This window comes from Acidovorax sp. GW821-FHT11A03 (genome assembly GCF_058809075.1).
This window is the reverse complement of the sequence record NZ_JBXASG010000002.1, coordinates 706,716-732,765: the sequence shown is the minus strand read 5'-3', so window position 1 is coordinate 732,765 and position 26,050 is coordinate 706,716. Positions and strand designations below refer to the sequence as shown.

Genomic DNA, 26,050 nt, shown 5'->3' with positions numbered 1-26,050 from the left:
TGTGGTGGGCTGAAGCTGGCATTCAAGCTGCCTTCAGGCCATCCAAGACCGTTGGTGTGTAAGTTCGCACTTAATCCCCCTGGGGCCAACGCAGATGGCGATCCCGCTGCAGATGGAATCCGTTCCGAAACAGTTGGTCGCTGCAACAAGAGCGCGCAGGAGGGTGCAAGCCTGAATGTGCAATTTAAGGAGTAGACCTTGAGTCTTAATCGCAGTGAGAAAGAAGCGGTCATCAGTGAAGTGACCAGCCTCGCCGCTAAAGCTCAAACGCTTGTGATCGCGGAGTACCGCGGCATCACGGTCGCCGACATGACCAAACTGCGTGTGGAAGCTCGCAGCAAGGGCGTGAACCTGAGTGTTCTGAAGAACACCCTGGCTCGCCGTGCTGTAGCTGGCAGCGCGTTTGACGTGGTGGCTGACCAGATGACCGGTCCGCTGATCTATGGCTTCTCCGAAGACGCTGTGGCCGCCGCCAAGGTGGTGGCCGATTTCGCGAAAACCAACGACAAGCTGGTGATTCGTGGTGGCGCTTTCGGTGGCAAGGCCCTGGATGTCAACGGCGTTAAGCAACTGGCCAACATTCCTTCCAAGGAAGTGCTGCTGGCTCAGATTTGTGGCTTGCTTATGTCCCCCATGTCGCGTACGGCCGTTGTGCTGGGCGCACTGGCGGCGAAAAAAGGCGAAGGCGCAGCCGCACCGGCCGCCGAACCTGCCGCGGCTTGATAGCCGGGCAGTCAACCAACACAATTGTTAGGAAATCAAAATGGCATTCGATAAAGACGCATTCTTGACCGCGCTGGACAGCATGACGGTCCTGGAACTCAATGACCTGGTGAAGGCCATTGAAGAGAAGTTTGGCGTGAGCGCTGCAGCCATGGCTGCTCCTGCTGCCGCTGGTGGCGGTGCTGGCGCTGCTGCTGCTGAAGAAAAGACGGAATTCAACGTGGTGCTGACGGAAGCCGGCGCCAACAAGGTGTCCGTCATCAAGGCAGTGCGCGAAATCACCGGCCTGGGCCTCAAGGAAGCCAAGGACCTGGTGGACGGCGCTCCCAAGAACGTCAAGGAAGGCATTGCCAAGGCCGACGCCGAAGCTGCCGTCAAGAAGCTGGTGGAAGCCGGCGCCAAGGCCGAACTCAAGTAATTCGGTCTCGTTCAAGGGCTGGAGTGCTCCTCAAAGGGCCTCCAGCCTTTGGTGCTTTCAGAGCGCACCCGCAAGCCTCGTTTTCCACGAGTCTTTCGAGTGTCTTCTGACAACCCCGACAGCAGAAGACGCCTTGGTTCGGGTGATGTGCAATGCATCACCGTCCGCCATGGTTGGTAGTGGCCAACCGCCAAGCCCGCAAGGACACCTCTCCTTGCGGGTCAGTCGTCGAAGACCCAGGACTCATGTCTTTGCCCGGAGATCTCATGGCCTATTCCTACACCGAACGCAAGCGAATTCGCAAAAGCTTCGGCACCCGCGATAGCGTGCTCGAAGTTCCTTATCTGCTGCAGATGCAGAAGGACGCATACACCGCTTTCCTGCAGGCTGATAAAGCACCCCAGAAAAGAACCATCGAAGGCCTTCAGGCTGCATTCGACGCTGCCTTTCCTATCGTCTCCCACAACGGTTTCGTGGAGATGAAATTCATCGAGTACAACCTGGCCAAGCCCGCCTTCGACGTGCGCGAGTGCCAGACGCGTGGCCTGACGTTCGCGTCGGCCGTGCGTGCCAAGGTGCAGCTGATCATCTATGACCGCGAGTCCTCGACGTCGCAGTCCAAGGTGGTCAAGGAAGTGAAGGAGCAAGAGGTCTACATGGGCGAAGTGCCGCTCATGACCGACAAGGGCTCGTTCATCATCAACGGCACCGAGCGCGTGATCGTGTCCCAGTTGCACCGCTCGCCTGGCGTGTTCTTCGAGCACGACAAGGGCAAGACGCACAGCTCGGGCAAGCTGCTGTTCTCGGCGCGCATCATTCCTTACCGCGGCTCCTGGCTGGACTTCGAGTTCGACCCGAAGGACATCCTGTACTTCCGCGTGGACCGTCGCCGCAAGATGCCGGTCACGATCCTGCTCAAGGCCATCGGTCTGAACCCCGAGTCCATCCTCGCGAACTTCTTCGTGAACGACAATTTCCGCCTGATGGACAGCGGCGCGCAGATGGAGTTCGTCTCCGAGCGCCTGCGCGGCGAAGTGGCGCGCTTCGACATCACCGACAAGTCCGGCAAGGTCGTCGTGGCCAAGGACAAGCGCGTGACCGCGCGCCACACCCGCGAACTGGAGCAGTCCGGCACCACGCACATCAGCGTGCCCGAAGACTTCCTGATCGGCCGCGTGGTGGCCCGCAACATCGTGGATGCGGACACCGGTGAGATCATCGCCAAGGCCAACGACGAACTGACCGAGGCACTGCTCAAGAAGCTGCGCAGTGCCGGCGTGCAGGACGTGCAGTGCATCTACACCAATGAACTCGACCAGGGCGCGTACATGTCGCAGACCCTGCGCATCGACGAAACGGTGGACGAGTTCGCAGCCCGCGTCGCCATCTACCGCATGATGCGCCCCGGCGAGCCGCCAACGGAAGACGCCGTGCAGGCCCTGTTCCAGCGCCTGTTCTACAACCCCGACACCTACGACCTGTCGCGCGTGGGCCGCATGAAGTTCAACGCCAAGATCGGCCGCGACGAATCCACCGGCCCCATGGTGTTGTCCAACGAGGACATCCTGGCCGTGGTCAAGATCCTGGTGGACCTGCGCAACGGCAACGGCGAAGTCGATGACATCGATCACCTGGGCAACCGCCGCGTGCGCTGCGTGGGCGAACTGGCCGAGAACCAGTACCGCACCGGCCTGGCACGTATCGAGAAGGCCGTGAAGGAGCGTCTGGGCCAGGCTGAGCAAGAGCCGCTGATGCCCCACGACCTGATCAACAGCAAGCCGATCTCGGCTGCGCTGAAGGAATTCTTCGGCGCCTCGCAGCTGTCGCAGTTCATGGACCAGACCAACCCCCTGGCTGAAATCACGCACAAGCGCCGTGTTTCCGCACTGGGCCCGGGCGGTCTGACCCGCGAACGCGCAGGCTTCGAAGTGCGCGACGTGCACGTGACCCATTACGGCCGCGTCTGCCCTATCGAAACGCCTGAAGGCCCGAACATCGGCCTGATCAACTCGCTGGCCCTGTACGCACGCCTGAACGAATACGGTTTCATCGAAACCCCGTACCGCCGCGTGGTGGAAGGCAAGGTCACGAACGAGATCGACTACCTGTCGGCCATCGAGGAAGGCAAGTACGTGATCGCGCAGGCCAACGCCGTGCTCGACAAGGACGGCCGCTTGACGGGCGAACTGGTCTCTGCCCGCGAAAAGGGTGAATCCATCCTGTGCGGTGCAGACCGTGTGCAGTACATGGACGTGTCGCCCGCGCAGATCGTGTCGGTGGCCGCCTCGCTGGTTCCATTCCTGGAGCATGACGATGCGAACCGCGCATTGATGGGCGCCAACATGTCGCGCCAGGCCGTGCCCGTGCTGCGTCCCGAGAAGCCCCTGGTGGGCACGGGCATCGAGCGTGTGGCCGCCGTGGACTCGGGCACCGTGGTCACCGCGACCCGTGGCGGTATCGTCGACTACGTTGATGCCACCCGCATCGTGGTGCGCGTGAACGACGACGAGGCCGTGGCCGGCGAAGTGGGCGTGGACATCTACAACCTCATCAAGTACCAGCGTTCCAACCAGAACACCAACATCCACCAGCGCCCCATCGTCCAGAAGGGTGACAAGCTGGTCAAGGGTGACGTGATCGCCGACGGCGCATCGACGGACTTCGGCGAGATCGCCATCGGCCAGAACATGCTGATCGCGTTCATGCCCTGGAACGGCTACAACTTCGAAGACTCGATCCTGATCTCCGAACGCGTGGTGGCCGAAGACCGCTACACCTCGATCCACATCGAGGAACTGGTGGTCATGGCCCGCGACACGAAGCTGGGCGCCGAAGAAATCACGCGCGACATTCCGAACCTGTCGGAACAGCAGCTGAACCGTCTGGACGAGTCCGGCATCATCTACGTGGGTGCCGAAGTGCAGCCCGGCGATACGCTGGTCGGCAAGGTCACGCCCAAGGGCGAGACCACCCTCACGCCCGAAGAGAAGCTCCTGCGCGCCATCTTCGGCGAGAAGGCTTCCGACGTGAAGGACACCTCGCTGCGCGTGGACCAGGGCTCGCAAGGCACCGTGATCGACGTGCAGGTGTTCACCCGCGAAGGCATCCAGCGCGACAAGCGCGCCCAGCAGATCATCGACGATGAACTCAAGCGCTTCCGCCTGGACCTGAACGACCAGCTGCGCATCGTCGAGGCCGACGCGTTCGACCGTATCGAGAAGCTGCTCAACGGCCGCGTGGCCAACGGCGGCCCGCAGAAGCTCGCCAAGGGCACGAAGATCGACAAGGCCTACCTGGCCTCGGTGGAGAAGTTCCACTGGTTCGACATCCGCCCCGCCGAAGACGAAGTCGCCACGCAACTCGAGTCCATCAAGAACGCTCTGGAGCAGACGCGCCACAGCTTCGACCTGGCCTTTGAAGAAAAGCGCAAGAAGCTCACGCAAGGCGACGAGCTGCCAGCGGGCGTGCTCAAGATGGTCAAGGTCTACCTGGCCGTCAAGCGCCGCCTGCAGCCCGGCGACAAGATGGCCGGCCGCCACGGCAACAAGGGGGTGGTCTCCAAGATCGTTCCGGTCGAAGACATGCCCTACATGGCCGACGGCACCCCTGCCGACATCGTGCTGAACCCCCTGGGCGTGCCCTCGCGGATGAACATCGGGCAGGTGCTCGAAGTCCATCTGGGCTGGGCCGGCAAGGGCATCGGCCAGCGCATCGGCGACATGCTGCAGCAGCAGGCCAAGGCCTCCGAGCTGCGCAAGTTCCTGGAAGAGGTGTACAACTCCCGCGGCCGTACCGAAGACCTCTCGCAACTGAGCGATGAGGATGTGCTGAACATGGCGGCCAACCTCACCAGCGGCGTGCCTTATGCCACTCCGGTGTTCGATGGTGCTTCGGAAGAAGAAATCAAGGACATGCTGAAGATCGCCTACCCGGACGACATTGCCGAGCGCAAGGGCCTCACGCCCACCCGCACTCAGGCATACCTGTTCGACGGCCGCACCGGCGAGCGTTTCGAGCGTCCGACGACCATCGGCTACATGCACTACCTGAAGCTGCACCACTTGGTGGACGACAAGATGCATGCCCGTTCGACCGGTCCTTACTCGCTCGTCACGCAGCAGCCGCTGGGCGGCAAGGCGCAGTTCGGTGGCCAGCGTTTCGGGGAAATGGAAGTGTGGGCGCTGGAAGCTTACGGCGCCGCCTACGTGCTGCAGGAAATGCTGACGGTGAAGTCCGACGACGTGGTGGGCCGTACCAAGGTGTACGAATCCATCGTCAAGGGCGAACACGCCATCGAAGCCGGCATGCCGGAATCGTTCAACGTGCTGGTCAAGGAAATCCGTTCGCTGGGCCTGGACATCGAGCTGGAACGCTCCTAAGCAGAAAAGGAAAGAGTCACTATGAAATCGCTACTCGACCTGTTCAAGCAATTCACGCCGGATGAGCATTTCGATGCCATCCGCATCGGCATGGCTTCGCCCGAAAAGATCCGCTCGTGGTCCTTCGGCGAAGTGAAGAAGCCCGAGACCATCAACTACCGCACGTTCAAGCCCGAGCGCGACGGGCTGTTCTGCGCCAAGATCTTCGGCCCCATCAAGGATTACGAGTGCCTGTGTGGCAAGTACAAGCGCCTGAAGCACCGCGGCGTGATCTGCGAGAAGTGCGGTGTTGAAGTCACGCAGACCAAGGTGCGCCGCGAGCGCATGGGCCACATCGACCTGGCCGCGCCCTGCGCTCACATCTGGTTCCTGAAGTCGCTGCCATCGCGTCTGGGCCTGGTGCTGGACATGACGCTGCGCGACATCGAACGCGTGCTGTACTTTGAAGCCTACGTGGTGACCGACCCCGGCATGACCCCGCTGAAGAAGTTCAGCATCATGTCCGAGGACGACTACGACGCCAAGCGCAAGGAATACGGCGACGAGTTCATCGCCAAGATGGGCGCCGAAGGCATCAAGGACCTGCTGGAATCCATCGACATCGACCTGTCGATCGAACGCCTGCGCGGCGACCTGACCGGCTCCGAAGTCAAGGTCAAGAAGAACGCCAAGCGCCTGAAGGTGCTCGAAGCGTTCAAGAAGTCGGGCATCAAGCCCGAGTGGATGGTGCTCGAAGTGCTGCCCGTGCTGCCACCGGACCTGCGTCCGCTGGTGCCGCTGGACGGCGGCCGCTTCGCGACCTCCGACCTGAACGACCTGTACCGCCGCGTCATCAACCGCAACTCGCGCCTGCGCCGCCTGCTGGAGCTGAAGGCCCCTGAAATCATCGCCCGCAACGAAAAGCGGATGCTGCAGGAAGCCGTCGACTCGCTGCTGGACAACGGCCGCCGCGGCAAGGCCATGACGGGTGCCAACAAGCGCGCCCTGAAGTCGCTGGCCGACATGATCAAGGGCAAGTCGGGCCGTTTCCGCCAGAACTTGCTGGGCAAGCGGGTGGACTACTCGGGCCGTTCCGTGATCACCGTGGGCCCAACGCTCAAGCTGCACCAGTGCGGCCTGCCCAAGCTGATGGCCCTGGAGCTGTTCAAGCCTTTCATCTTCTCGCGCCTGGAAGCCATGGGCATCGCGACGACGATCAAGGCCGCCAAGAAGGAAGTCGAATCCGGCACGCCGGTGGTGTGGGACATCCTGGAAGAGGTCATCAAGGAACACCCCGTGATGCTCAACCGTGCGCCTACGCTGCACCGTCTGGGTATCCAGGCCTTCGAGCCCATCCTGATCGAAGGCAAGGCCATCCAGCTGCACCCACTCGTCTGCGCGGCCTTCAACGCCGACTTCGACGGTGACCAGATGGCTGTTCACGTACCGCTGTCGGTGGAAGCGCAGATGGAAGCCCGCACGCTGATGCTGGCCTCCAACAACGTGCTGTTCCCCGCATCGGGCGAACCCTCCATCGTTCCTTCGCAGGACGTGGTGCTGGGCCTGTACTACGCCACCCGTGACCGTATCAACGGCAAGGGCGAAGGCCTGGTGTTCGCCGACACCGGTGAAGTGCAACGTGCTCTGGACGCCGGCGAGGTCGAACTCGCCGCCAGGATCACGGTGCGCATGACCGAGTGGACCAAGAACAAGGAAACGGGCGAATTCGTTCCGTCCACCTCGCTCGTGGAAACCACCGCTGGCCGCGCACTGCTGTCCGAGATCCTTCCCAAGGGCCTGCCGTTCTCCAACATGAACAAGGCGCTCAAGAAGAAGGAAATCTCGCGCCTGATCAACGTGTCCTTCCGCAAGTGCGGCCTGAAGGAAACGGTCGTGTTCGCCGACAAGCTGCTGCAAAACGGCTTCCGTCTGGCCACGCGCGCCGGTATCTCCATCGCCATCGACGACATGCTGGTGCCTCCACAGAAGGCCGGCATCATCGAGCGCTCCGAGAAGGAAGTGAAGGAGATCGAACAGCAGTACGTGTCCGGTCTGGTCACCTCTGGCGAACGCTACAACAAGGTGGTGGACATCTGGGGCAAGGCCGGCGACGAAGTGTCCAAGGTGATGATGGCCCGGCTCTCCAAAGAGAAGGTCATGGACCGCCACGGCAAGGAAGTGGACCAGGAGTCGTTCAACTCCATCTACATGATGGCCGACTCCGGTGCCCGCGGTTCCGCCGCCCAGATCCGCCAGGTGGCCGGCATGCGGGGCCTGATGGCCAAGCCTGATGGCTCGATCATCGAGACGCCCATCACCGCGAACTTCCGCGAAGGCCTGAATGTGCTGGAGTACTTCATCTCCACCCACGGTGCCCGTAAGGGTTTGGCCGACACGGCGCTCAAGACCGCCAACTCCGGTTACCTGACCCGCCGCCTGGTGGACGTGACGCAGGATCTGGTCGTGACCGAGGAGGATTGCGAAACCTCCAATGGTTCGCTGATGCGCGCCATTGTCGAAGGCGGCGAAGTGATCGAATCGCTGCGCGACCGTATCCTGGGCCGCACGGCCGCAGAAGACGTGCTGCATCCGGAAACCCGGGCGGTGCTGGTCCAGGCGGGCGTCATGCTCGAGGAAGACCTCATCGAGGAACTCGAAGCCGCTGGCGTCGACGAAGTGAAGGTGCGCACGGCGCTGACCTGCGAGACCCGCTATGGCCTGTGCGCCAAGTGCTACGGCCGCGACCTGGGCCGTGGCGGCCTGATCAACCTCGGCGAAGCCGTGGGCGTGATCGCAGCCCAGTCCATCGGCGAACCCGGCACGCAGCTGACCATGCGCACGTTCCACATCGGTGGTGCCGCTTCGCGCGCCGCCATCGCATCGAGCGTGGAAGCCAAGTCCAACGGCGTGATCGGCTTCAATGCCACGATGCGCTACGTGAGCAACACCAAGGGCGAGCTGGTCGTCATTGCACGTTCGGGTGAGATCATCATCCACGACGAGCATGGCCGCGAGCGCGAGCGCCACAAGGTGCCTTACGGCGCGACGCTGACGGTCAAGGCCGACCAGCAGATCAAGGCCGGCACCATCCTGGCCAACTGGGATCCGCTGACGCGCCCCATCATCACCGAGTTCGCCGGCCAGACCAAGTTCGAGAACGTCGAAGAAGGTCTCACGGTGGCCAAGCAGGTCGACGAAGTGACCGGCCTGTCCACGCTGGTGGTGATCGATCCGAAGCGCCGCGGCGCTGCCAAGGTCGTTCGTCCACAGGTGAAGCTGATCGACGCGCAGGGCAACGAAGTGAAGATCCCTGGCACCGACCACTCGGTGACCATCGGCTTCCAGGTCGGCGCGCTGATCCAGGTGCGCGACGGCCAGGACGTGGGCCCCGGCGAAGTGCTGGCCCGTATCCCGGTCGAAGGTCAGAAGACCCGCGACATTACCGGCGGTCTGCCCCGCGTGGCCGAACTGTTCGAAGCCCGTACTCCGAAGGACAAGGGCACGCTGGCCGAGATGACCGGTACCGTGTCGTTCGGCAAGGAAACCAAGGGCAAGGTCCGCCTGCAGATCACCGATCCTGAAGGCCACGTGTTCGAAGAACTCGTGCCCAAGGAAAAGAACATCCTGGTGCACGAAGGCCAGGTGGTGAACAAGGGCGAGTCGATTGTGGACGGCCCGGCCGATCCGCAGGACATCCTGCGCCTGCTGGGCATCGAGGAACTGTCGCGCTACATCGTGGACGAAGTGCAGGACGTGTACCGCTTGCAGGGCGTGAAGATCAACGACAAGCACATCGAGGTGATCGTTCGCCAGATGCTGCGCCGCGTTGTGGTCGAGAACGTCGGCGAGTCGAACTATATTGCCGGTGAACAGGTCGAGCGCTCCGAGATCCTCAACACCAACGAGGCGCTGCAGGCCGAGGGCAAGATTCCCGCGACCTACAGCAACCTGCTCTTGGGTATCACCAAGGCTTCGCTGTCGACCGACTCCTTCATCTCGGCGGCTTCCTTCCAGGAAACCACCCGCGTGCTCACCGAGGCTGCCATCATGGGCAAGCGCGACGAGCTGCGCGGCCTGAAGGAAAACGTGATCGTGGGCCGCCTGATCCCGGCCGGTACGGGTCTGGCTTACCACCAGGCACGCAAGGCCAAGGATGCCATGGACGACGCCGAGCGCCGCGCCATCGCCGAAGCCGAAGCGGCCGAGATGGAAGCCCAGGCGGATGCCACCGAAGTCGAGGGCAGTGCCTCCACGGCCACCGACGCAGCTGCTGACTAAGCCCGAGGGCTGTCACTGAAGAGCTCCCGCCCTGTCCCTGGCAGGCCGGGAGCTTTTTTTTGGACACACCGTCTGCGCACCTTTCTTCTTTTCCTTTCTCCATTTACTTTTCGGGCCGGAACGCGTGGTGCACGCGGAGACGGCAGCTGTGCATGTGGTCATCGCCTCTTTTCTGGATTGTTTTTGCCATCGCCGTCTTCTGGGCCCTGGGCGCCTACAACCGCCTGATGCGGCTGCGCTCTGCCGTCGTGCAGGCGTTCGGCAGTTTTGACGCGCACATGGTGCGGCTGGTGGCGCTGCTGGGAGAGTTTGGAGCCGCGCATGCTGTCCAGCCCTCCACCTTGAGTGCCCCGGAACAGGAGATGGCAGCACTGCAGGGCGCCACCACCCAATTGAGTGCGTCGCTCGCAATGGCGCGTGCCCGTCCCCTGCAGGCAGATGCAATCGCCGCTCTGACGGCCGCACGCGATGTGCTGCAGGCTTGCTGGCAGAAGGCGGGGCGCAGGGAAGGGCAGGGCGACCCACCGCCCACAGCGGCTGACGCGCGGGACGCCTTGCCGTCGCCCTGGCAAATCCGGTGGGATGAACATGTCCAGCAGAACGACCAGGCCATTCGCGTCTTCAACGATGCGGTGTTGCACTACAACGCCGCCATTGCCCAGTTTCCCGCGAACCTGCTGGCCTGGGTGTTCGGATTCAAGGCCGCCCGGGGCCTGTAGACCGTTTTCAGGACCACCATGACCCAACCCCCTGCGCGCCGCCCCATGTCTTCTTCCGGGGGACAACCTCCTTCGCCCCGCAGCCCCGCCCACCCGCCGTCCGGGGGCGGACAGCCGGTGGCGCTGTGGCAGCAGCTGGATGCCGTGGCCGGCGCCTTGCTGGCCATTCGCGGGGGCCAGTCCGGAACCGCCGCCATGGCGGCGGTGGACGTGGGTTTGCGCCCGGGCGTGCAGTCTCTGCTGTTCCAGGTGCTGCGCCAGGCCGGGCGCGCCGAGGCATTGCGCCGCCAGATGGTCGCCCGCACGCCGCCGCCGGCGGCGGATGCCTTGCTGTGCACGGCGCTGGCGCTGTGCTGGAACCCGGACGAATCGCCGTATGAGGCCTTCACGCTGGTGAATCAGGCGGTGGAGGCGGCCAAGCGGAGCGCATCCACCCGCGCGCAGGCCTCGTTCATCAACGGGTGCTTGCGCCGCTTTCTGCGCGAGCGCGATGCGCTGGTCGCCCGCACCGGCGACGACCCGCTGGCACGCTGGAACCATCCCCAGTGGTGGATCGCACGGCTGCGCAAGGACCATCCCCAGCATTGGGAGCAGATCCTTCAGGCCAACAACGCCCACGCGCCAATGACGTTGCGGGTTAACAAGCAAAAATGCACTCCGGCGCAATACCAGCAAGCGCTAGATGCTATTAATTTGGAAGCGTCTTCGTGGGGCGAGGCCGGGCTGGTGCTGCGGCACCCCGTGCCTGTGCAATCCCTGCCGGGCTTTGACCAGGGCTGGGTGTCGGTGCAGGATGCCGCCGCGCAGATGGCGGCGCCCCTGCTGCTGGACGGCCTGGACCTCGCACAGCCCCTGCGTGTGCTCGACGCCTGCGCCGCACCGGGGGGTAAGACGGCCCACCTTCTGGAGCTGGCCGGTGCTGGCGCCCCTGTACAGGTCACCGCGCTGGAGATCGACGCCGCCCGCAGCGCCCGCATCGGTGACACCATGCAGCGCCTGGGGCTTCGTGCGCAGGTGGTCGTGGCCGACGCCGCACGCCCCCAGGACTGGTGGCAGCAGCGCTGCGGGGGTGAACTGTTCGATGCCATCTTGCTCGATGCGCCATGCACCGCCTCGGGCATCGTGCGGCGCCACCCCGACGTGCGCTGGCTGCGCCGCGAGAGCGACATTGCCCAGTTGGCCGCCCTGCAGGCCCGCCTGCTGAAGACGCTCTGGCCCCTTCTGCGCCCAGGCGGGCGGCTGCTGTATTGCACCTGTTCCGTGTTCCGCGCCGAAGGCGACGACCAGGTGCAAACGTTTCTTGCACACAACACCGATGCGCAATTGCTGCCGTCGCCGGGGCATTTAATTCCCGGCAACGGGGACAAGCCCGGGGCTGTCCCGGACAATCAACCGGGTGACCACGACGGATTTTTTTACGCACTGTTGCAAAAATCGCCGCAATGAGTCCGTGATGGCTCGGTGGATGGTGGTTTGCGCAATTTTTGTGCTCATGGGATGTGCCGCCCTGCTGCCGGGGCTGGTCGCGGCAGGGCAAGCCGCCGCGCCCGAGGTGGGCGAACTGCGGCTCGAGCGGGCCGAAGACGGCCTGTACCTCAGCACCAACCTGCAGTTCATGCTGCCGGAACTCGCAGAAGACGCATTGAACAAAGGCATTCCCATGTTCTTCGTGGCGGAGGCCCAGGTGCTGCGCGACCGTTGGTACTGGTCTGACCGCCAAGTGGCGGAAACCATCCGCTATCTGCGCCTAAGTTATCAGCCATTGACGCGAAGATGGCGATTGAACATCTCCCCCGTGCCGTTCACGAACAGCGGCCTGGGCGTGGTGCTGGGGCAGAACTTTGACGACTATGCCGACGCGTTGTCTGCCATTCAGCGGATTTCGCGTTGGAAGATCGCTGAAAACGAGGTGATCGAGGCAGATGTCGTGCACACGGTCAACTTCCGGTTCAGGCTCGACATGTCCCAGCTGCCCCGCCCGTTTCAGATTGGGGCCGTGGGGCGATCCGGATGGAATCTGCTGGTTTCGCGCAGCCAGCGCCTGGCAGCGGAGCCTGCGAAGTGAGCCACCCCGGCGCTCCCCGGCCGGCGGCGGCCTCCGCATCGGCCCACGCCGCCGCACGCCAGTCGCGCGCCGTGCGCTGGGCGGTGGGGGTGGGCGCCGCCGCCATGTCCGCCATCGGCTTGGTGCTGATGTTCCTGCTCACCCTGGCGACCAACAACCGCGCGCTGTACGAGCGCAACTACGCCTGGCTCTTTGGCGTGAACGTGCTGGTGGCGCTGTTGCTGCTGGCCGTGCTGGTCTGGGTGGCGGTGCGCCTGGGCATGCGCCTGCGCAAGGGGCGCTTTGGCAGCAGGCTGCTCGTCAAGCTGGCGGCCATTTTCGCGCTGGTGGGCCTGATGCCGGGGCTGCTGATCTACGTGGTGTCCTACCAGTTCGTCACCCGCTCCATCGAGAGCTGGTTCGATGTGAAGGTGGAAGGGGCCCTGTCGGCGGGGGTGAACCTGGCCCGGGTTTCACTCGACTCGCTGGCCACCGACATGGCCGCCAAGACGCGCAACGCGGGTGCGCAGGTGGCCCAGGTGCCCGATGCCGCCGCCGGGCTGGTGCTCGAACGCATCCGCGAGCAGCTGGGCGCCACCGATGTCGTGCTCTGGAACGCTGCAGGGCAGGCGGTGGCCAGCGCCGGCCAGTCGCGCTTCAGCCTGAACCCCGACCGCCCCGGGGTGCCCCTGCTGCGCACCGTGCGCCAGCAGCGCGCCACCGCGCAGATCGAGGGACTGGACGATATATCGGACCCTGCCGCCGCGCAGAACGCGCGGGTCAAGGTGCTTGCCCTGGTGAGCAGTCCCAGTGTGGGCTTGCTCGTGGAGCCCCGGTACCTGCAAGCCACGCTCCCGCTGCCGCCCGCGCTGGTGGCGAACGCCATCGCCGTGCAGGAGGCCAACCGTGAATACCAGGAGCGCGCGCTGGCGCGGGGAGGCCTGCGGCGCATGTACGTGGGCACGCTCACGCTGAGCCTTTTCCTGGCGGTATTTGGAGCCGTGCTGCTGGCGGTGCTGCTGGGCAATCAGCTGGCACGCCCCCTGCTCGTGCTGGCCGAAGGGGTGCGCGAGGTGGCGGCCGGCAACCTCAGCCCCAAGGCCGTGCTGCAGGGCAAGGACGAACTGGGCGGCCTCACGCGGTCCTTCGCCTTGATGACCCAGCAACTGGCGGATGCCCGGCAGGCCGTGGAACAGAGCATGGGTGAGGTCGATGCCGCCCGCGCCAATCTCCAGACCATTCTGGACAACCTGACAGCGGGGGTCATCGTCCTGGATGCGCAGGGGCTGATCCGGTCGTCCAACCCCGGCGCCACGCGGATCCTGCGTGCACCCATGGCGGTGTACGAAGGGCGTCCGCTGTCCGAGGTGCCCGGCCTTGCCGAGTTTGCGGCATCGATCCAGGGCCATTTCGACGCCTTCCTGGGGGACACCGAACGCCATGGGCTGGACCACTGGCAGCAACCGTTTGAACTGCATGCGTCGTCCGGCGGCGTGGGGCAGCACGCCACCAGCCTCGTGGCCCGGGGGGCCGAACTGCCTGATTCGGCCCGATTGTTGGTTTTTGACGACATTTCGGAAATTGTTTCAGCACAGCGTGCGCAGGCCTGGGGCGAGGTGGCACGGCGCCTGGCGCATGAAATCAAGAATCCGCTGACGCCCATCCAGCTGTCCGCCGAGCGGCTGGAAATGAAGCTCTCGGGCAAGCTGCCGGATCCAGAGCAAGCCATCCTGGCCAAGTCCGTCAAGACCATCGTGGACCAGGTGGACGCCATGAAGCGGCTGGTCAACGAATTCCGTGACTACGCGCGGTTGCCCGCCGCAGAACTGCATGCGCTGGACCTCAATGCGCTGGTCGCGGATGTGCTCCACCTGTATGGGGAAGAGAACGCCACCGTGCGTGTGGACGCCGAACTGGACCCGCGCTGCCCCAGCATCGCGGGCGACGCGCAGCAACTGCGCCAGGTCGTGCACAACCTGCTGCAAAACGCGCAGGATTCCACCGAACAGGCCCGCGCCAGCACCTCCGAGCCCGTGCCCGCGGTGCGCATCAGCACGCGCTGGAGCGAGTCCTCGCGGCGCGTGCGGCTCACGGTATCGGACAGCGGCGCCGGCTTCCCCGCGCACATCCTTCAGCGGGCCTTCGAACCCTACGTCACCACCAAGCCGCGGGGTACCGGCCTGGGGCTGGCCGTGGTCAAAAAGATTGCCGACGAGCACGGCGCACGCATCGACTTGTCGAATCGCATCGAAGATGGCGTGGTGCGGGGAGCCCAAGTGTCGTTATCATTCGCCCCTGAACCAGCGGTGGCGTCATAACAACACCGCCCCGCAGTACCCAAGGCGCTTCAACACACATGGCAAACATTCTGGTGGTCGACGATGAGCTCGGCATTCGTGATCTGTTGTCGGAAATCCTGAACGACGAAGGTCACAGCGTAGACCTCGCAGAAAACGCAACCCAGGCGCGTGCTGCCCGGTCGGGCAATACTTACGATCTGGTGCTGCTCGATATCTGGATGCCCGATACCGACGGTGTCTCGCTGCTAAAGGAATGGGCAACGGCCGGCGTGCTCACCATGCCCGTGATCATGATGAGCGGCCACGCCACCATCGACACCGCCGTGGAGGCCACGCGCATCGGCGCGTTCTCTTTCCTTGAAAAGCCCATCACCCTGCAAAAGCTGCTCAAGGCGGTGGAGCAGGGCCTGGCGCGCAATGCCGCCCACCAATCGGCCCCGGCGGCCGCCACCCAGGCGCCCGTTCACGCTCCCGCCGACCCCACGTTCTCGCAACTGCCGGCCGTATCGGCCGTGATGGCCAGCGTGGACGCCGGCCCGCACGCCCACCAGGGGTTTGATCTGGACCGCCCCCTGCGCGAAGCGCGTGATGGCTTCGAGAAAGCCTATTTCGAATTCCACCTTGCCCGCGAGGGCGGCTCGATGACGCGGGTAGCCGAAAAAACCGGCCTGGAACGCACTCACCTGTACCGCAAGTTGCGCCAGTTGGGCGTGGACCTGGGGCGAGGCAAGCGCACCTAGCAGCACCGCAATAAATTCCTTCAGGTTCTTCAGAAGCCTCGATTTTTCTGGTTATAATTTGAGGCTCAGGCCCGGTAGCTCAGTCGGTAGAGCAGAGGATTGAAAATCCTTGTGTCGGTGGTTCGATTCCGCCCCAGGCCACCACTCTCATTTTGTAGTCGTACATAGACGACTGCAGAAGTCAAAAAGCCCTAAGTAAATCAACGACTTAGGGCTTTTTCCATTCCGGGCCCGTCCGTAGTTATCCACCCCAAGCCAGCGCAAAGTGGGGGCAACTTTGGGGGCAACTGCTGGGCTCGGGAGCAATATGTCCGGGCGACGCGCTTTCATTCACCATTGAGCGCAGTGATGGATCGAGACGATCCGCCAATGCCGCTGCGGATCAGCCCTTTGGTCCGATTGGCGTGCTTCAAGCTGGACCAGGGCATTCGAATCCCGCAGACGGACTGCCGCTCAGCTCAGATCAGCATTGGACGGAGCGAGCATGGCGTTCGATCTCGCTCACGGTAGCCCTTCGCGCTGCGTGCGGCTTGCGGTCTTCGATAGCGGCGCCTAAAGGCGACCGGTGGAACTCTGCGGGCATTGCAACGATGCCTGTATCCCTTTCCGGGGGAGACATAGTCTGGGACGTTGGGCAGGACGCTGCTCCTAAGCTGGTTGCCGTTCGGCAAGATCAGGTCGTTGTCTTGCGGTTGGAAGTGGTCCATTCCACTCACGCTTGAGGTAGTGTGTCTTCGGATGCTCACGCAGAAACACGCAGCATTGCACCCAGTCCATGGTCGCCGGGTGGGCGTCGATTGCGTGAGAAAGATGATCCAACACCATCGCGGCCATCGCGGCGCAGGTATCCGGCGGGCGCGGGTTGGTCAGCATGAGGGTCGCGATCAGTTGCTGCGCTTGCGGATCTACTCCGCACAACTCGGCGGCGATGGGAGTCACGCGCGACTTCAGGTCTGCGAGCACTGCCCATCCGCGCTCCGCCAGCGCATGGTGCAGAGCCCGCAATACAGGCTCCCATTCAATCGCTGCAAGCAGCGGCGGTGAAACCTGGATGGCAATATGCGGCATGGGGGGCTCCGTGTTCAGTCGATCTTGATGCCGACATCGCGGATCAGCTTCTGCCAGCGTGTTCGCTCGCTCGCCATCAGCCGCGCGAAAGTCTGGGGGGAGCTATCGACAGGGACCGAGCCGAGTGCGGCCAGCTTGTCTTGAGTGGTCTTGGTTGCGAGCACTGCGCCCATGTGTTTGACCAACCAGTCCGTGCGGTCGGCCGGCGTGGCAGCGGGGGCCAGGAAACCGTACCAGCCGCCAATTTCGGCATCCACACCCGATTCCTTGAGCGTTGGCACATTGGGCAAGGAGGGAATGCGCTGGGCTGCCGTCACCGCAAGCGCCTTCAGGCGCCCGCTGTGCACATGCTGCAAGATGGCCGGCATGGCCTCGAACACCATGTGAGCCGTCCCTCCCAGTACATCGTTGAGTGCAGGGGCGGAGCCGCGGTACGGAATGTGGAGGATGGACGTACGGGTCTGCTGCTTGAACAGTTCGCCCGCCAAGTGTTGAGGTGTGCCATTGCCAGCAGACGCGTAGAAGTACTTGCCGGGGCTCTTGCGCAGCAGTTCGAGGGCTTCGTTGACCGTCGTCGCTGCAAAGGTGGGGTGCACGGCCCAGAGCAACGGCACCGAAGCGGCCCATGCCAGCGGTGTGAAGTCCTTTGCTGCATCGAAGTTGAGCTTGGGATACAGCGCTGGGTTGGCGGCCAACGGGCCGAGCGCACCCAGCAGCAGCGTATATCCGTCGGCCTCACCGCGTGCGACCGCCTCGGTGCCGATGTTCCCGCCCGCACCACTGCGGTTGTCGACCATCACCGTGGCACCGCTGTGCGTTTGCAAGGCATTCGCCATCAGGCGCGAAACCGCATCCGTAGTAGCGCCTGCTGGATAGGGACACACGATCCGGATCGGCTTTGAGGGAAAAGCCTGCGCGTGAGCGCAGGGCGTCACGCCGAGGGCGGGAAGTGCCGTGGCCGCGCCAGCGTACTGAAGGAAGTTGCGTCTTTTCATCGGTGCACAGTTGGTTGGAGTTATCTCGTGTTGTAGTGTCGACAGTGCAGCGGGTCTGCGCAATTTGCATTTTCTGGTCGTATCTATCGGATAATCCGATAACAATGGGCACACGCGACCGCGATCCACTTGATCTTGTCTCCTTGCGCCAGTTGCGCTACTTCGCGGCAGCGATGCGTGCGCGCAGCTTCAATGCAGCTTCGCGCGATGCCTCGATCTCTCAGGCGGCCCTGTCGGAGCAAATCGCCTTGTTGGAATCGACCCTCGATGTGCATCTGTTCGACCGTACGAGCGGGCGCGCCATTGCGACGGTCTCTGGGCAGGAGCTTGACCGCCGGGTTTCGGCCTGTCTGATGGAACTGCAGTCGGCCCTGCGCGATGCGCGCCAACGTGCGAACACCGTGGCAGGGCTGGTCCGCGTCGGCCTGGTGCAGTCTTACGCTGGATGCTGGGTACTCCCCGTGGTGCGCACCGCGCAAGCTCAGTGGCCGGAGCTTTCGATTGCGCTGCGCAGACGGACTGCACAAGCCTTGATCGAAGGCGTTTTGCGCGGTGATCTTGATCTTGCTGTCAGTTTCGACCCGGAACCACATGCGGATCTTGAAGTCCTGGCATGTTTCGAGGAGTCTGCTGTTGCTGTCGGGTTGGGGGCCAGAAGGCGCTCGCTGAGCCTCGCCGACGTCGCGAAGCATCCTCTGGCATTGCTTCCCGCCGAGTATTCAATGCGCCGCCAGCTCGACAACGCCTTTGCCGCGCTGGGGCTGAAGCCAAACGTCCAACTTGAGTCCGATGCGCTTGAAGATCTTGTGCATGCTGCGCGTGAAAACAGCATGGTTGCACTGCTCAACGGCGCTGCCGCGCTGAGCCTGGATGTGAACGACGCCACCCCTTTGGCTGACAAGAAACTACGCAGGCAAGCCTGCCTGGTGCGCTCACGCAGCCGGCATCACAGCCTGGCTGCCCGGCATCTTTGGGATGCGCTGTCGGCCGCAAGCCCCAGGCAGCCGGTATCGTGGGTCCGACGATCAAAAAACTGAAGAAGACAAGGCCCGGTAGCTGCCATGGCCTTGAGCGGGAACACTTCGCCAGGCGTCTCGACTTCCATCTCGCCTAGGCTAGCTACCCTTGCATCGACGTTCCCAAGAGCCAGTGGACTGGCACTGAGCTGTCCCGCGGTTTGTGCACACTGCCGGTTCTCAACAGGAACTCGCGGCGGACAGCCTCAGGTGGTCTCGCAGAAGTCCCGCCGCGGCTGAACAGGACGGCGACACTCCGAGGAGAAGGTTGCGCCTGGCCCACGGCTCACTCAAATGGACCGTCTTGAGTGGATGAGGTTGCGTATTTCTCAAGACAGCAACTGGCAAGACTCCAATCCCGAGGTTCGCGTTGATCATCTGGCACATCGCGTCGAAACTGCGGACCTGCACGCGAACGCGCATCACTTCGCCGTATTGCTCTGCGGCTCGCGAGGTCAGTTCAAGCAAAGAGCTCCCACGATTCAGGCCCACAAAGTCGTACTTCAGGCATTCCCTGAAGCTGACCCGCTTCCGCTTTCCCAATGGATGGTTGTGCGCACAAACGGCCACAAGAAGGTCTTGCTGGAATCGCTCCACGTTCAAGTCGCCGACCGCCGTGTTCTCGGCGAATATGCCAATGTCCGCAACGCCTTCGACCACCGCGCGGACGATGTCACCGCTCAGTTGCTCTTCGAGCTCCACATGGATGTCGGGGTACTCGGCCATGAACGTGGAGAGGCAACCAGGCAGGAACTCCGTCAGTGCGGACATGTTGGCCCACAGGCGGACATGGCCGCGTATCCCTTTGGTGTAGTCCCGGATCTCGCTGCTGAACTGTTCGAACCCCTGGAAAAGCCGAAGTGCATGCTGCATTGCCAAGTGGCCTGCAGGTGTCAGTTGGACTCCACGGGATGTTCTATCGAAGAGCCTTGTGCCCGAAGCGTTCTCAAAGTCCGACAGCCGCCGGCTCGCGGCCGAGACCGCGAGACTGCAGGCTTCAGCCCCCCGTGTAACGCTGCCCGCCTGCGCGACTGCGCAAAAGAGCCTGAGGGTGACGAAGTCAACGCGTGCGGGGTTGATGAGCGTGGGCATGGGTCAATTCTAGGAAGGTTTCGCAAAACGCGAATGCCGTGCCACAAATGAGCAATTCCACGACAGCAATGATCCTCCTACAGTCGCCCCACAGACAACGGATAAGGCGAACGTGCAAGCACTCCACGGAATCAAGGTACTGGAACTCGGGCAGCTGATTGCGGGCCCGTTTGCTGGCAAGACTCTGGCCGACTTCGGCGCGGATGTCATCAAGGTAGAGCCGCCAGGGGTTGGCGACCCGCTGCGAAAATGGCGCCTGCTCCGGGAGGGCACCTCGGTCTGGTGGGAGGTCCAATCCCGCAACAAGAGGTCGGTCGCACTGGACCTTCGCACGCCCGAAGGCCAGGACGCAACCCGTGCGCTGCTCACCGAGGCAGACGTGGTCATCGAGAACTTCAAGCCCGGAACCATGGAGGCCTGGGGTCTGGGTTGGGAGACGCTGCATGCGCTCAATCCCAGGCTCATCATGCTGCGTATCTCTGGGTATGGGCAGACGGGGCCCTACAGGCAGAAGCCCGGCTTCGGCGTTCTCGGCGAGGCCATGGGCGGCCTGCGCCACCTGACGGGCGAGCCTGGGCGGGTGCCGGTGCGCTGCGGCATCTCCATTGGGGACAGTCTGTCCGCCATGCACGGAGCCCTCGGCGTCATGCTGGCTCTCTACCACCGTGATGCCCGGGGCGGCGAAGGCCAGGTGATTGACGTCGCCCTCTATGAGAGTGTCTTCAACATGATGGAGAGCCTGGTGCCCGAATACGACGCCTTCGGCGCTGTGCGTGAGCGCTCGGGCAGCGCGCTGCCAGGAATCGCGCCGACCAATGCCTATCGGTGTTCTGATGGTGGCTATGCGCTGATTGCGGGCAATGGCGACAGCATCTTCAAACGGCTCATGGCTGCCATAGGCCGGCATGACCTGGAGCATGAACCGGCACTTGCCCAGAACGACGGCCGTGTCGCACGGGTTCAGGAAATCGACGCCGCCATCGAGGCATGGACACTCACCAAGTCGCTGGCCGAAGTGCTCAACGTGCTCGACGAGGCCAAGGTGCCTGCAGGCAAGGTCTACACGGTGGAGGACATCGTGCACGACCCCCAGTACATCGCCCGGGAAATGATTGTCGAGCAGGAAACTGCCGACGGAACGCGAGTGAAGGTACCTGGCATCGTTCCCAAGCTCAGCGCCACACCCGGACGTGTTTCATATCCAGCGCCTCTGCTGGGAGAACACACCCACGTCCTGTCGGAAACCTCGGGATGGCCAGCACGCAGCGAGAAGGAGGCCCACCATGTTTGAGGGCAGGGCGATCAAGCTCAAGATCAATGAGGTCGGCCCCCGCGACGGCCTTCAGAACGAGGCCGCGTTCGTAGAGACCGACGACAAGGTGCGGTTGGTGGACCATCTGAGCGGACTGGGGTACTCCAAGATCGAAGTGACGTCGTTCACCTCGCCGACCGCAATCCCTGCGCTCAGGGATGCCGAGGCCGTCATGCACCGCATTCGGCGCGAGCCCGGTGTTGTGTACACCGCGTTGATTCCCAATGTCCGTGGTGGCGAGCGCGCCCTGGAGTGCCGGGTCGACGAATTCAACCTGGTGATGTCGGCCAGCGAAACCCACAATCTGGCCAACCTGAGGATGACCCGTCCACAGTCGCTGCGCCAGCTGGGTGATGTGGCTGCCCTTGCCGTGTCGGCCAAGGTACCTGTGAACATTTCGTTGTCCTGCGTGTTCGGTTGCCCCATGGAGGGAGAGGTGCCGCAGGCCACCGTGCTGGACCTGGTGAGTCAGTTCGTTGGCCTGGGTGCAACGGGCGTCACGCTTTGCGACACGACGGGGATGGCATACCCCACCCAGGTCCATGGCATCTGCGAATCAGTCGCCAAGGCCTATCCCCAACTGAACATCACCGGCCACTTCCACAACACGCGGGGGATGGGCCTGGTCAACACACTTGCGGCGGTCGAGGCTGGCATCCGCCAGTTCGACATGTCGCTGGGCGGCATCGGTGGCTGCCCCTATGCCCCAGGTGCGTCCGGCAATGTGGCCACGGAGGACGTGGTCCACATGCTGCAGTGGATGGGCTACGACACGGGTGTCGATGTTCCTGGTCTCATCCAGGCGGCCCACGAGCTGGAGCGGCTGATTGGCCACGAGCTCCCCGCCCAGGTGAGCCGCGCCGGTGAACGCCTCAAGCGCCATGAGCCACCGGCGGGCTTCGATGAAATCCGGGAGCGCGCCATCGCTCGCAACACGGCATCTGCAAAGTAGTCCACACCATGATCAGCCACCTCGACCACCTGGTCCTTACCACTGCCAACGAGACAGAGTGTGTTCGCTTCTACACCGAAGTACTGGGGATGAAGCTGGAGTCCTTCATCGGTGGCACGCCCCCGGTGGAGCGCCGGGCCTTCAAGTTCGGCAGCCAGAAAATCAACCTGCATGTGAAGGGGCGGGAATTCGAGCCCAAGGCCCACACGCCTGTACCCGGCGCGCTGGACCTGTGCTTCCTGGCATCGGTTCCGCTCGACCAGGTCATCGAGCACCTGCGGCAGCATTCGATTCCCATCGCCGAGGGCCCGGTCCTGCGCACGGGCGCCACTTCCAGGATTCGCTCGATTTACCTGCGCGACCCCGACTTGAACCTCATCGAGATTTCTGAGCTGGCGCCTGCGGGCTAGCCGCCGAACACTTCCCCGATTCTCTCAGCCCGGATGGCCTCACGGCACCCGGGATGGGGATGCTTTTTCCACAAAAAAAGGAGACAGACATGATTCGTAGAAATGCATTGCTGGGCATCGCGGTGTGCGCGGCATTCGGGGCTGCGCACGCGGAAACCTACCCCTCCAAACCCGTCACGCTCGTGGTGCCCAGTGCCCCGGCGGGTTCCACCGACATCGTGGCCCGCCTGATTGGCGAGCAGCTGCAGACGGCGCTTGGCCAGGCCGTCGTGGTTGACAACAGGCCCGGCGGCAGTGGGAACATCGGCACCGAGTTTGCGGCCCGCGCACCGGCCGATGGCCATACGCTGCTGGTCCAGTACTCGGGCTATCACGTGGGCAACCCCGCGCTGTTCTCGCAGATTCGCTGGAAGACCTCTGACTTTGTGCCCATCGCGCTGGTGATGCGCGCACCGCACGTCGTGGCGGTCAGTGCCACCCTTCCGGTCAACAGCCTGAAGGAGTTCATCGCCTACGGCCAGAAGAATCCCAAGGGCCTGTTCTACGCATCTTCTGGCAATGGCTCGATTCAGCACATTGCCGGCGAGATGTTCGGCAAGCAGTCCAAGGTCCCTGTGACCCATGTGCCCTACAAGGGCGCTGGTCCGGTCATCACCGACCTCATCAGCGGCCAGGTCGACATGTTCATCACGACGCCGCCCTCCGTCATTGGCCAGGTGCAAGCGGGCAAGTTGAAGGCCCTGGCGTATGCGGGGCCCAAGCGCCATCCATCCCTTGCGAATGTGCCGACCGCTGCCGAGGCGGGGCTGCCCGGCTACGAAGTTGAAAGCTGGTTCGCCGTCTTCGCCCCCGCCAAGACACCCTCCGCCATCACGGCCCGCCTCGCTGCAGCCATCAAGACCATCGTCGAGAGCGACAACTACAAGAAAAAGATCGAAGACCAGGGCGCCTTCGCCGCCTACATGGGCCCCGCAGAACTGGGCAAGTTCGTGGACCAGGAAACAGCCGCGTGGGCCAAGGTGGTTCGCGAAGGCAACATCAAAGCCGAGTGAGGGGGCAAGGGCATGAAATTCGCACTACGTCTACTGACGACGGGTCTGTCCATGGGCCTCCTGATTTCCTGCGCATCCCCCGGTGGTGGCGCTGACACCGGCCTCGCCACGGCACGGACCGAGTCGGGCGTTGTCCATGGCCACGGCACGGACGTGAAGAAGTTCTACGGCATCCCCTACGCCGCCGCGCCCGCCGGCGACCTGCGCTGGAAGACGCCGCAGCCAGCCGCCCCATGGACGTGCGCGACAGCACCGCGTTCGGCGACTACTGCGTCCAGCCGCAGGAGTACCCTGAGCAGCGCGGTGGCATGAGCGAGGACTGCCTGAACCTGAATGTCTGGACACCGGCCCGGCGCAAAGATGAACGCCTGGCGGTCATCGTCTGGATCCATGGTGGCGGGTTCGCGTACGGCGCAGGCTCCCATCCCTCCTACGATGGCGAAGCCCTTGCCCGCCGCGGCGTGGTCGTCGTCACACTGAACTATCGCCTCGGCCTGCTGGGCTTCATGGCCCACCCCCAACTCACTGCGGAGTCGCCCCAGCGGGCCTCGGGCAACTACGGCCTGATGGACCAGGCGGCCGCGCTCAAGTGGGTGCAGCGGAACATCGCAGCCTTTGGTGGCGACCCGGCCAGGGTGACCGTGATGGGCCAATCCGCCGGCGCCCATGCCATCAGCACGCTCATGACCACGGACATGGCCCAGGGCACGTTCCAGAAGGCGATCATGCAGAGCGTGGGTGTGATGCGCCCGACGATGGCGCTGAAGGATGCGGAGCTGTACGGGCTGCGTTTCGGCAGCGACCTGGGCGCGCTGCGCAAGCTCCCTGCTACCGACTTCGTGGAATTGTTCAAGAAGCAGCCCTCTGGCCGGTCTCTCGCCACCGGAAGGCCGGTGAGCATCATCAACGATGGCTACGCCGTGAAGACGCCCGACTACCAGGCGTACGCCACCGGCAAGTTCGCCAAGGTCCCCATCCTTGTTGGAAACAACGAGAACGAAGGGGGCGGGGCCACCCGCAACTGGTCCATCAAGACCGTGGCGGATTTCCAGGGCTTCGTCCAGCAGTCCTTCAAGGGCAGGGAGCAGGCAGCCTGGGCCGCGTACGCCGTGGCCAGCGACGACAAGGTTCCTCAGGCGCTGGCCGACCTCTACGCTGATACGGAGTACCTCTTTGGCACGCGGGAACTGCTGGCGCGTTACCAGGACCATGGCCTTAAAAGCTACCGCTACGTGTTCACCCGCCATCGCAATGAGGCGGCGGCAATGCCCATCCACGGGGATGAGTTGCAGTTCGTCTTCGACAACCTGCAGTCACCGCACCGCCGGAAGAACCGCCCCTTCAATGCCGTCGATGCAACCGTCGCAAGAACGATGGCGGATGCCTGGGTGCAGTTCGCAAAGACCGGCGACCCCAACGGCCAGGGCTTGGGTGCCTGGAAGCCGTACAGCGCCCAAGAGCAGTCGTACATGGAGTTTGGAGCCAGTCCGGCCCTGCGCGCAGGCTACAACGGCAAGGGCATCGACTTCGTGCGCGACCACTTCAACTCAGTTGGGCGCTGATGCACCTGCGCAAGGGGCATCCCCGCCGCTGTCTGGTCACCTAGGCAGGCGCGTCGCCAATCCACTCCGCTGGCCAGAGCCCTTGCTCAACCAGCGAGCGCATTTCCTCGGTCACCAGCGAAATCATGGCCGCGGTCGCCGGCGTCACGGGGCGCGTCATCGAGGTCGCACATGCCACCTGGCGCGGGATGTGCGGCCGGGTGATGGTGGTGACCGCCAGGTGGCCCGCCTGCACCTCGTCGGCAACCGCGCCCGGCGACAGGATGGTGCTGGCCATGCCTTCCTGCACCGCCTTCTTGATGTTCGGCAGCGAGTCAATCTCCGCAATCACTTCCAGCTCCACTCCATGCTCCGCGCACACCCTGTCGATGATCCTGCGCAACCCGTGTTCCTGGGCGGGAAGCACGAGCGGGCGGGAGGCCAGAGACTTCAAGGAAATCTCCCTGGTGGCAGGTGTGTCCTGGGGCGTGGTCACCAGCGCGAGCCGTTCTTCAAGAAGCAGGCGGTACTCGAAAGCCGGCTCGTTGCCGGATACGAACAGAACCGACAGGTCCAGCCGTCCGGCGCGCAGCCACTCGCCCAGAAAGCCGCTGTGGCTCTCGATGATCTTGAGCTTCAGCTTCGGGTACCGCGTCCTGGTGGCGCGCAGGATGGGCAGCGTTGCCACCAGCGCCACGGTCGTCGGCAACCCCACGGCCATCTCACCCTGGATGTCCAGTGCCGAATGCTGAACGGCACTGCGGGCCCGCTCGATGTCGGCAAGCACAACCCGCGCGTGTTCAAGCATGGTGCGGCCCGCATCCGTGAGGGTCATTCCCCGGTTCGTCCGCACGAACAGCTGCACCCCCAGCTCGCCCTCCAGCGAGGAAATGCTCTGGCTCAGCGCTGGCTGCGCCACGTGCAAGGTCTTGGACGCAGCCAGCACGCCCCCCGCCTCACAGACCCCAATCAGGTACCGAAGTTGGCGCAGTTCCATTGATATTGATTTTCGCGATATCCAGTAGATGTCGA

The 26,050-nt window shown here is 63.6% G+C and carries 18 protein-coding genes, 1 tRNA gene and 1 pseudogene; 16 read left to right on the top strand and 4 right to left on the bottom strand.

What is annotated here, in order from left to right; translation table 11 throughout:
* The first annotated feature begins 198 nt into the window (after positions 1-198).
* From rplJ to AC1RVY_RS06985, 10 genes are all read left to right on the top strand, one after another.
* Positions 199-723, top strand: coding sequence for a 50S ribosomal protein L10 (gene rplJ, locus AC1RVY_RS07030; protein WP_218297387.1), 525 nt, complete (start codon positions 199-201; stop codon positions 721-723).
* 40 nt (positions 724-763) lie between these two features.
* Positions 764-1,141, top strand: a complete 378-nt coding sequence (gene rplL, locus AC1RVY_RS07025) for a 50S ribosomal protein L7/L12 (RefSeq protein WP_008907085.1) — start codon at positions 764-766, stop codon at positions 1,139-1,141.
* A gap of 266 nt (positions 1,142-1,407) precedes the next feature.
* Complete coding sequence (rpoB, locus tag AC1RVY_RS07020) at positions 1,408-5,520, top strand: DNA-directed RNA polymerase subunit beta (protein ID WP_218297386.1); 4,113 nt, start codon at positions 1,408-1,410, stop codon at positions 5,518-5,520.
* Positions 5,521-5,541: 21 nt separating this feature from the next.
* Complete coding sequence (gene rpoC, locus AC1RVY_RS07015; protein ID WP_218297385.1) at positions 5,542-9,777, top strand: DNA-directed RNA polymerase subunit beta'; 4,236 nt, start codon at positions 5,542-5,544, stop codon at positions 9,775-9,777.
* A 152-nt stretch (positions 9,778-9,929) separates the two neighbouring features.
* On the top strand, positions 9,930-10,496 hold the full coding sequence (locus AC1RVY_RS07010; protein ID WP_218341323.1) for a LemA family protein: 567 nt from the start codon (positions 9,930-9,932) through the stop codon (positions 10,494-10,496).
* An 18-nt stretch (positions 10,497-10,514) separates the two neighbouring features.
* Positions 10,515-11,942, top strand: a complete 1,428-nt coding sequence (rsmB, locus tag AC1RVY_RS07005) for a 16S rRNA (cytosine(967)-C(5))-methyltransferase RsmB (RefSeq protein ID WP_492805943.1) — start codon at positions 10,515-10,517, stop codon at positions 11,940-11,942.
* Between the two features lie 46 nt (positions 11,943-11,988).
* Positions 11,989-12,561, top strand: a complete 573-nt coding sequence (locus tag AC1RVY_RS07000) for a DUF4390 domain-containing protein (RefSeq protein ID WP_492805972.1) — start codon at positions 11,989-11,991, stop codon at positions 12,559-12,561.
* Complete coding sequence (locus AC1RVY_RS06995; protein ID WP_492805941.1) at positions 12,558-14,858, top strand: sensor histidine kinase; 2,301 nt, start codon at positions 12,558-12,560, stop codon at positions 14,856-14,858. The genes AC1RVY_RS07000 and AC1RVY_RS06995 overlap by 4 nt, the downstream gene beginning before the upstream one ends.
* Before the next feature lie 38 nt (positions 14,859-14,896).
* A complete protein-coding gene (locus tag AC1RVY_RS06990) occupies positions 14,897-15,580 on the top strand; it encodes a response regulator (RefSeq protein WP_218297382.1) in 684 nt (227 codons plus the stop codon).
* 68 nt (positions 15,581-15,648) lie between these two features.
* Positions 15,649-15,724, top strand: a tRNA-Phe gene (locus AC1RVY_RS06985).
* Between the two features lie 504 nt (positions 15,725-16,228).
* On the opposite strand, the gene AC1RVY_RS06980 is transcribed toward AC1RVY_RS06985, so the two are convergent.
* Both AC1RVY_RS06980 and AC1RVY_RS06975 read right to left on the bottom strand, forming a co-directional pair.
* Positions 16,229-16,648, bottom strand: coding sequence for a 5-carboxymethyl-2-hydroxymuconate Delta-isomerase (locus AC1RVY_RS06980; protein ID WP_218297381.1), 420 nt, complete (start codon positions 16,646-16,648; stop codon positions 16,229-16,231).
* Between the two features lie 14 nt (positions 16,649-16,662).
* Positions 16,663-17,643, bottom strand: a complete 981-nt coding sequence (locus AC1RVY_RS06975; RefSeq protein WP_369641170.1) for a Bug family tripartite tricarboxylate transporter substrate binding protein — start codon at positions 17,641-17,643, stop codon at positions 16,663-16,665.
* A gap of 104 nt (positions 17,644-17,747) precedes the next feature.
* Here AC1RVY_RS06975 and AC1RVY_RS06970 point away from each other — a divergent pair, with 104 nt between their 5' ends.
* Positions 17,748-18,680 carry a LysR substrate-binding domain-containing protein gene (locus tag AC1RVY_RS06970; RefSeq protein WP_492805939.1) on the top strand — a complete coding sequence of 311 codons (933 nt, stop codon included), beginning with the start codon at positions 17,748-17,750 and terminating at the stop codon, positions 18,678-18,680.
* A 159-nt stretch (positions 18,681-18,839) separates the two neighbouring features.
* On the opposite strand, the gene AC1RVY_RS06965 is transcribed toward AC1RVY_RS06970, so the two are convergent.
* Entirely contained in the window at positions 18,840-19,751 is a 912-nt protein-coding gene (locus AC1RVY_RS06965) for a LysR family transcriptional regulator (protein WP_369641171.1), read from the bottom strand.
* Between the two features lie 112 nt (positions 19,752-19,863).
* Between AC1RVY_RS06965 and AC1RVY_RS06960 the strand changes: the two genes are divergently transcribed.
* From AC1RVY_RS06960 to AC1RVY_RS06940, 5 genes and pseudogenes are all read left to right on the top strand, one after another.
* On the top strand, positions 19,864-21,042 hold the full coding sequence (locus AC1RVY_RS06960; protein ID WP_218297377.1) for a CaiB/BaiF CoA transferase family protein: 1,179 nt from the start codon (positions 19,864-19,866) through the stop codon (positions 21,040-21,042).
* Positions 21,035-22,015: a hydroxymethylglutaryl-CoA lyase gene (locus tag AC1RVY_RS06955; RefSeq protein ID WP_492805938.1), complete on the top strand. Its 981-nt coding sequence runs from the start codon at positions 21,035-21,037 to the stop codon at positions 22,013-22,015. The genes AC1RVY_RS06960 and AC1RVY_RS06955 overlap by 8 nt, the downstream gene beginning before the upstream one ends.
* Positions 22,016-22,023: 8 nt before the next feature.
* The gene (locus AC1RVY_RS06950) at positions 22,024-22,425 is read left to right on the top strand and encodes a VOC family protein (RefSeq protein WP_218297375.1); all 402 of its coding nucleotides are present in this window, start codon (positions 22,024-22,026) and stop codon (positions 22,423-22,425) included.
* An 89-nt stretch (positions 22,426-22,514) separates the two neighbouring features.
* Positions 22,515-23,477, top strand: coding sequence for a Bug family tripartite tricarboxylate transporter substrate binding protein (locus tag AC1RVY_RS06945; RefSeq protein ID WP_369641173.1), 963 nt, complete (start codon positions 22,515-22,517; stop codon positions 23,475-23,477).
* 12 nt (positions 23,478-23,489) lie between these two features.
* Positions 23,490-25,039, top strand: a pseudogene (locus tag AC1RVY_RS06940) (carboxylesterase/lipase family protein).
* Positions 25,040-25,079: 40 nt separating this feature from the next.
* Here AC1RVY_RS06940 and AC1RVY_RS06935 read toward each other — a convergent pair.
* A complete protein-coding gene (locus tag AC1RVY_RS06935) occupies positions 25,080-26,015 on the bottom strand; it encodes a LysR family transcriptional regulator (RefSeq protein WP_218297372.1) in 936 nt (311 codons plus the stop codon).
* Positions 26,016-26,050 lie beyond the last annotated feature (35 nt).

Excerpts from the sequence above, each read along its gene's own strand:
- AC1RVY_RS06970 (WP_492805939.1), top strand. The coding sequence starts at position 17,748 with ATGGGCACACGCGACCGCGATCCACTTGATCTTGTCTCCTTGCGCCAG.
- rsmB (WP_492805943.1), top strand. The coding sequence starts at position 10,515 with ATGACCCAACCCCCTGCGCGCCGCCCCATGTCTTCTTCCGGGGGACAA.
- AC1RVY_RS06950 (WP_218297375.1), top strand. The coding sequence starts at position 22,024 with ATGATCAGCCACCTCGACCACCTGGTCCTTACCACTGCCAACGAGACA.
- rplL (WP_008907085.1), top strand. The coding sequence starts at position 764 with ATGGCATTCGATAAAGACGCATTCTTGACCGCGCTGGACAGCATGACG.
- AC1RVY_RS07010 (WP_218341323.1), top strand. The coding sequence starts at position 9,930 with ATGTGGTCATCGCCTCTTTTCTGGATTGTTTTTGCCATCGCCGTCTTC.
- AC1RVY_RS06955 (WP_492805938.1), top strand. The coding sequence starts at position 21,035 with ATGTTTGAGGGCAGGGCGATCAAGCTCAAGATCAATGAGGTCGGCCCC.
- AC1RVY_RS06945 (WP_369641173.1), top strand. The coding sequence starts at position 22,515 with ATGATTCGTAGAAATGCATTGCTGGGCATCGCGGTGTGCGCGGCATTC.
- AC1RVY_RS07000 (WP_492805972.1), top strand. The coding sequence starts at position 11,989 with ATGGGATGTGCCGCCCTGCTGCCGGGGCTGGTCGCGGCAGGGCAAGCC.
- AC1RVY_RS06975 (WP_369641170.1), bottom strand. The coding sequence starts at position 17,643 with ATGAAAAGACGCAACTTCCTTCAGTACGCTGGCGCGGCCACGGCACTT.
- AC1RVY_RS06990 (WP_218297382.1), top strand. The coding sequence starts at position 14,897 with ATGGCAAACATTCTGGTGGTCGACGATGAGCTCGGCATTCGTGATCTG.
- rpoB (WP_218297386.1), top strand. The coding sequence starts at position 1,408 with ATGGCCTATTCCTACACCGAACGCAAGCGAATTCGCAAAAGCTTCGGC.
- AC1RVY_RS06980 (WP_218297381.1), bottom strand. The coding sequence starts at position 16,648 with ATGCCGCATATTGCCATCCAGGTTTCACCGCCGCTGCTTGCAGCGATT.
- AC1RVY_RS06965 (WP_369641171.1), bottom strand. The coding sequence starts at position 19,751 with ATGCCCACGCTCATCAACCCCGCACGCGTTGACTTCGTCACCCTCAGG.
- AC1RVY_RS06935 (WP_218297372.1), bottom strand. The coding sequence starts at position 26,015 with ATGGAACTGCGCCAACTTCGGTACCTGATTGGGGTCTGTGAGGCGGGG.
- rpoC (WP_218297385.1), top strand. The coding sequence starts at position 5,542 with ATGAAATCGCTACTCGACCTGTTCAAGCAATTCACGCCGGATGAGCAT.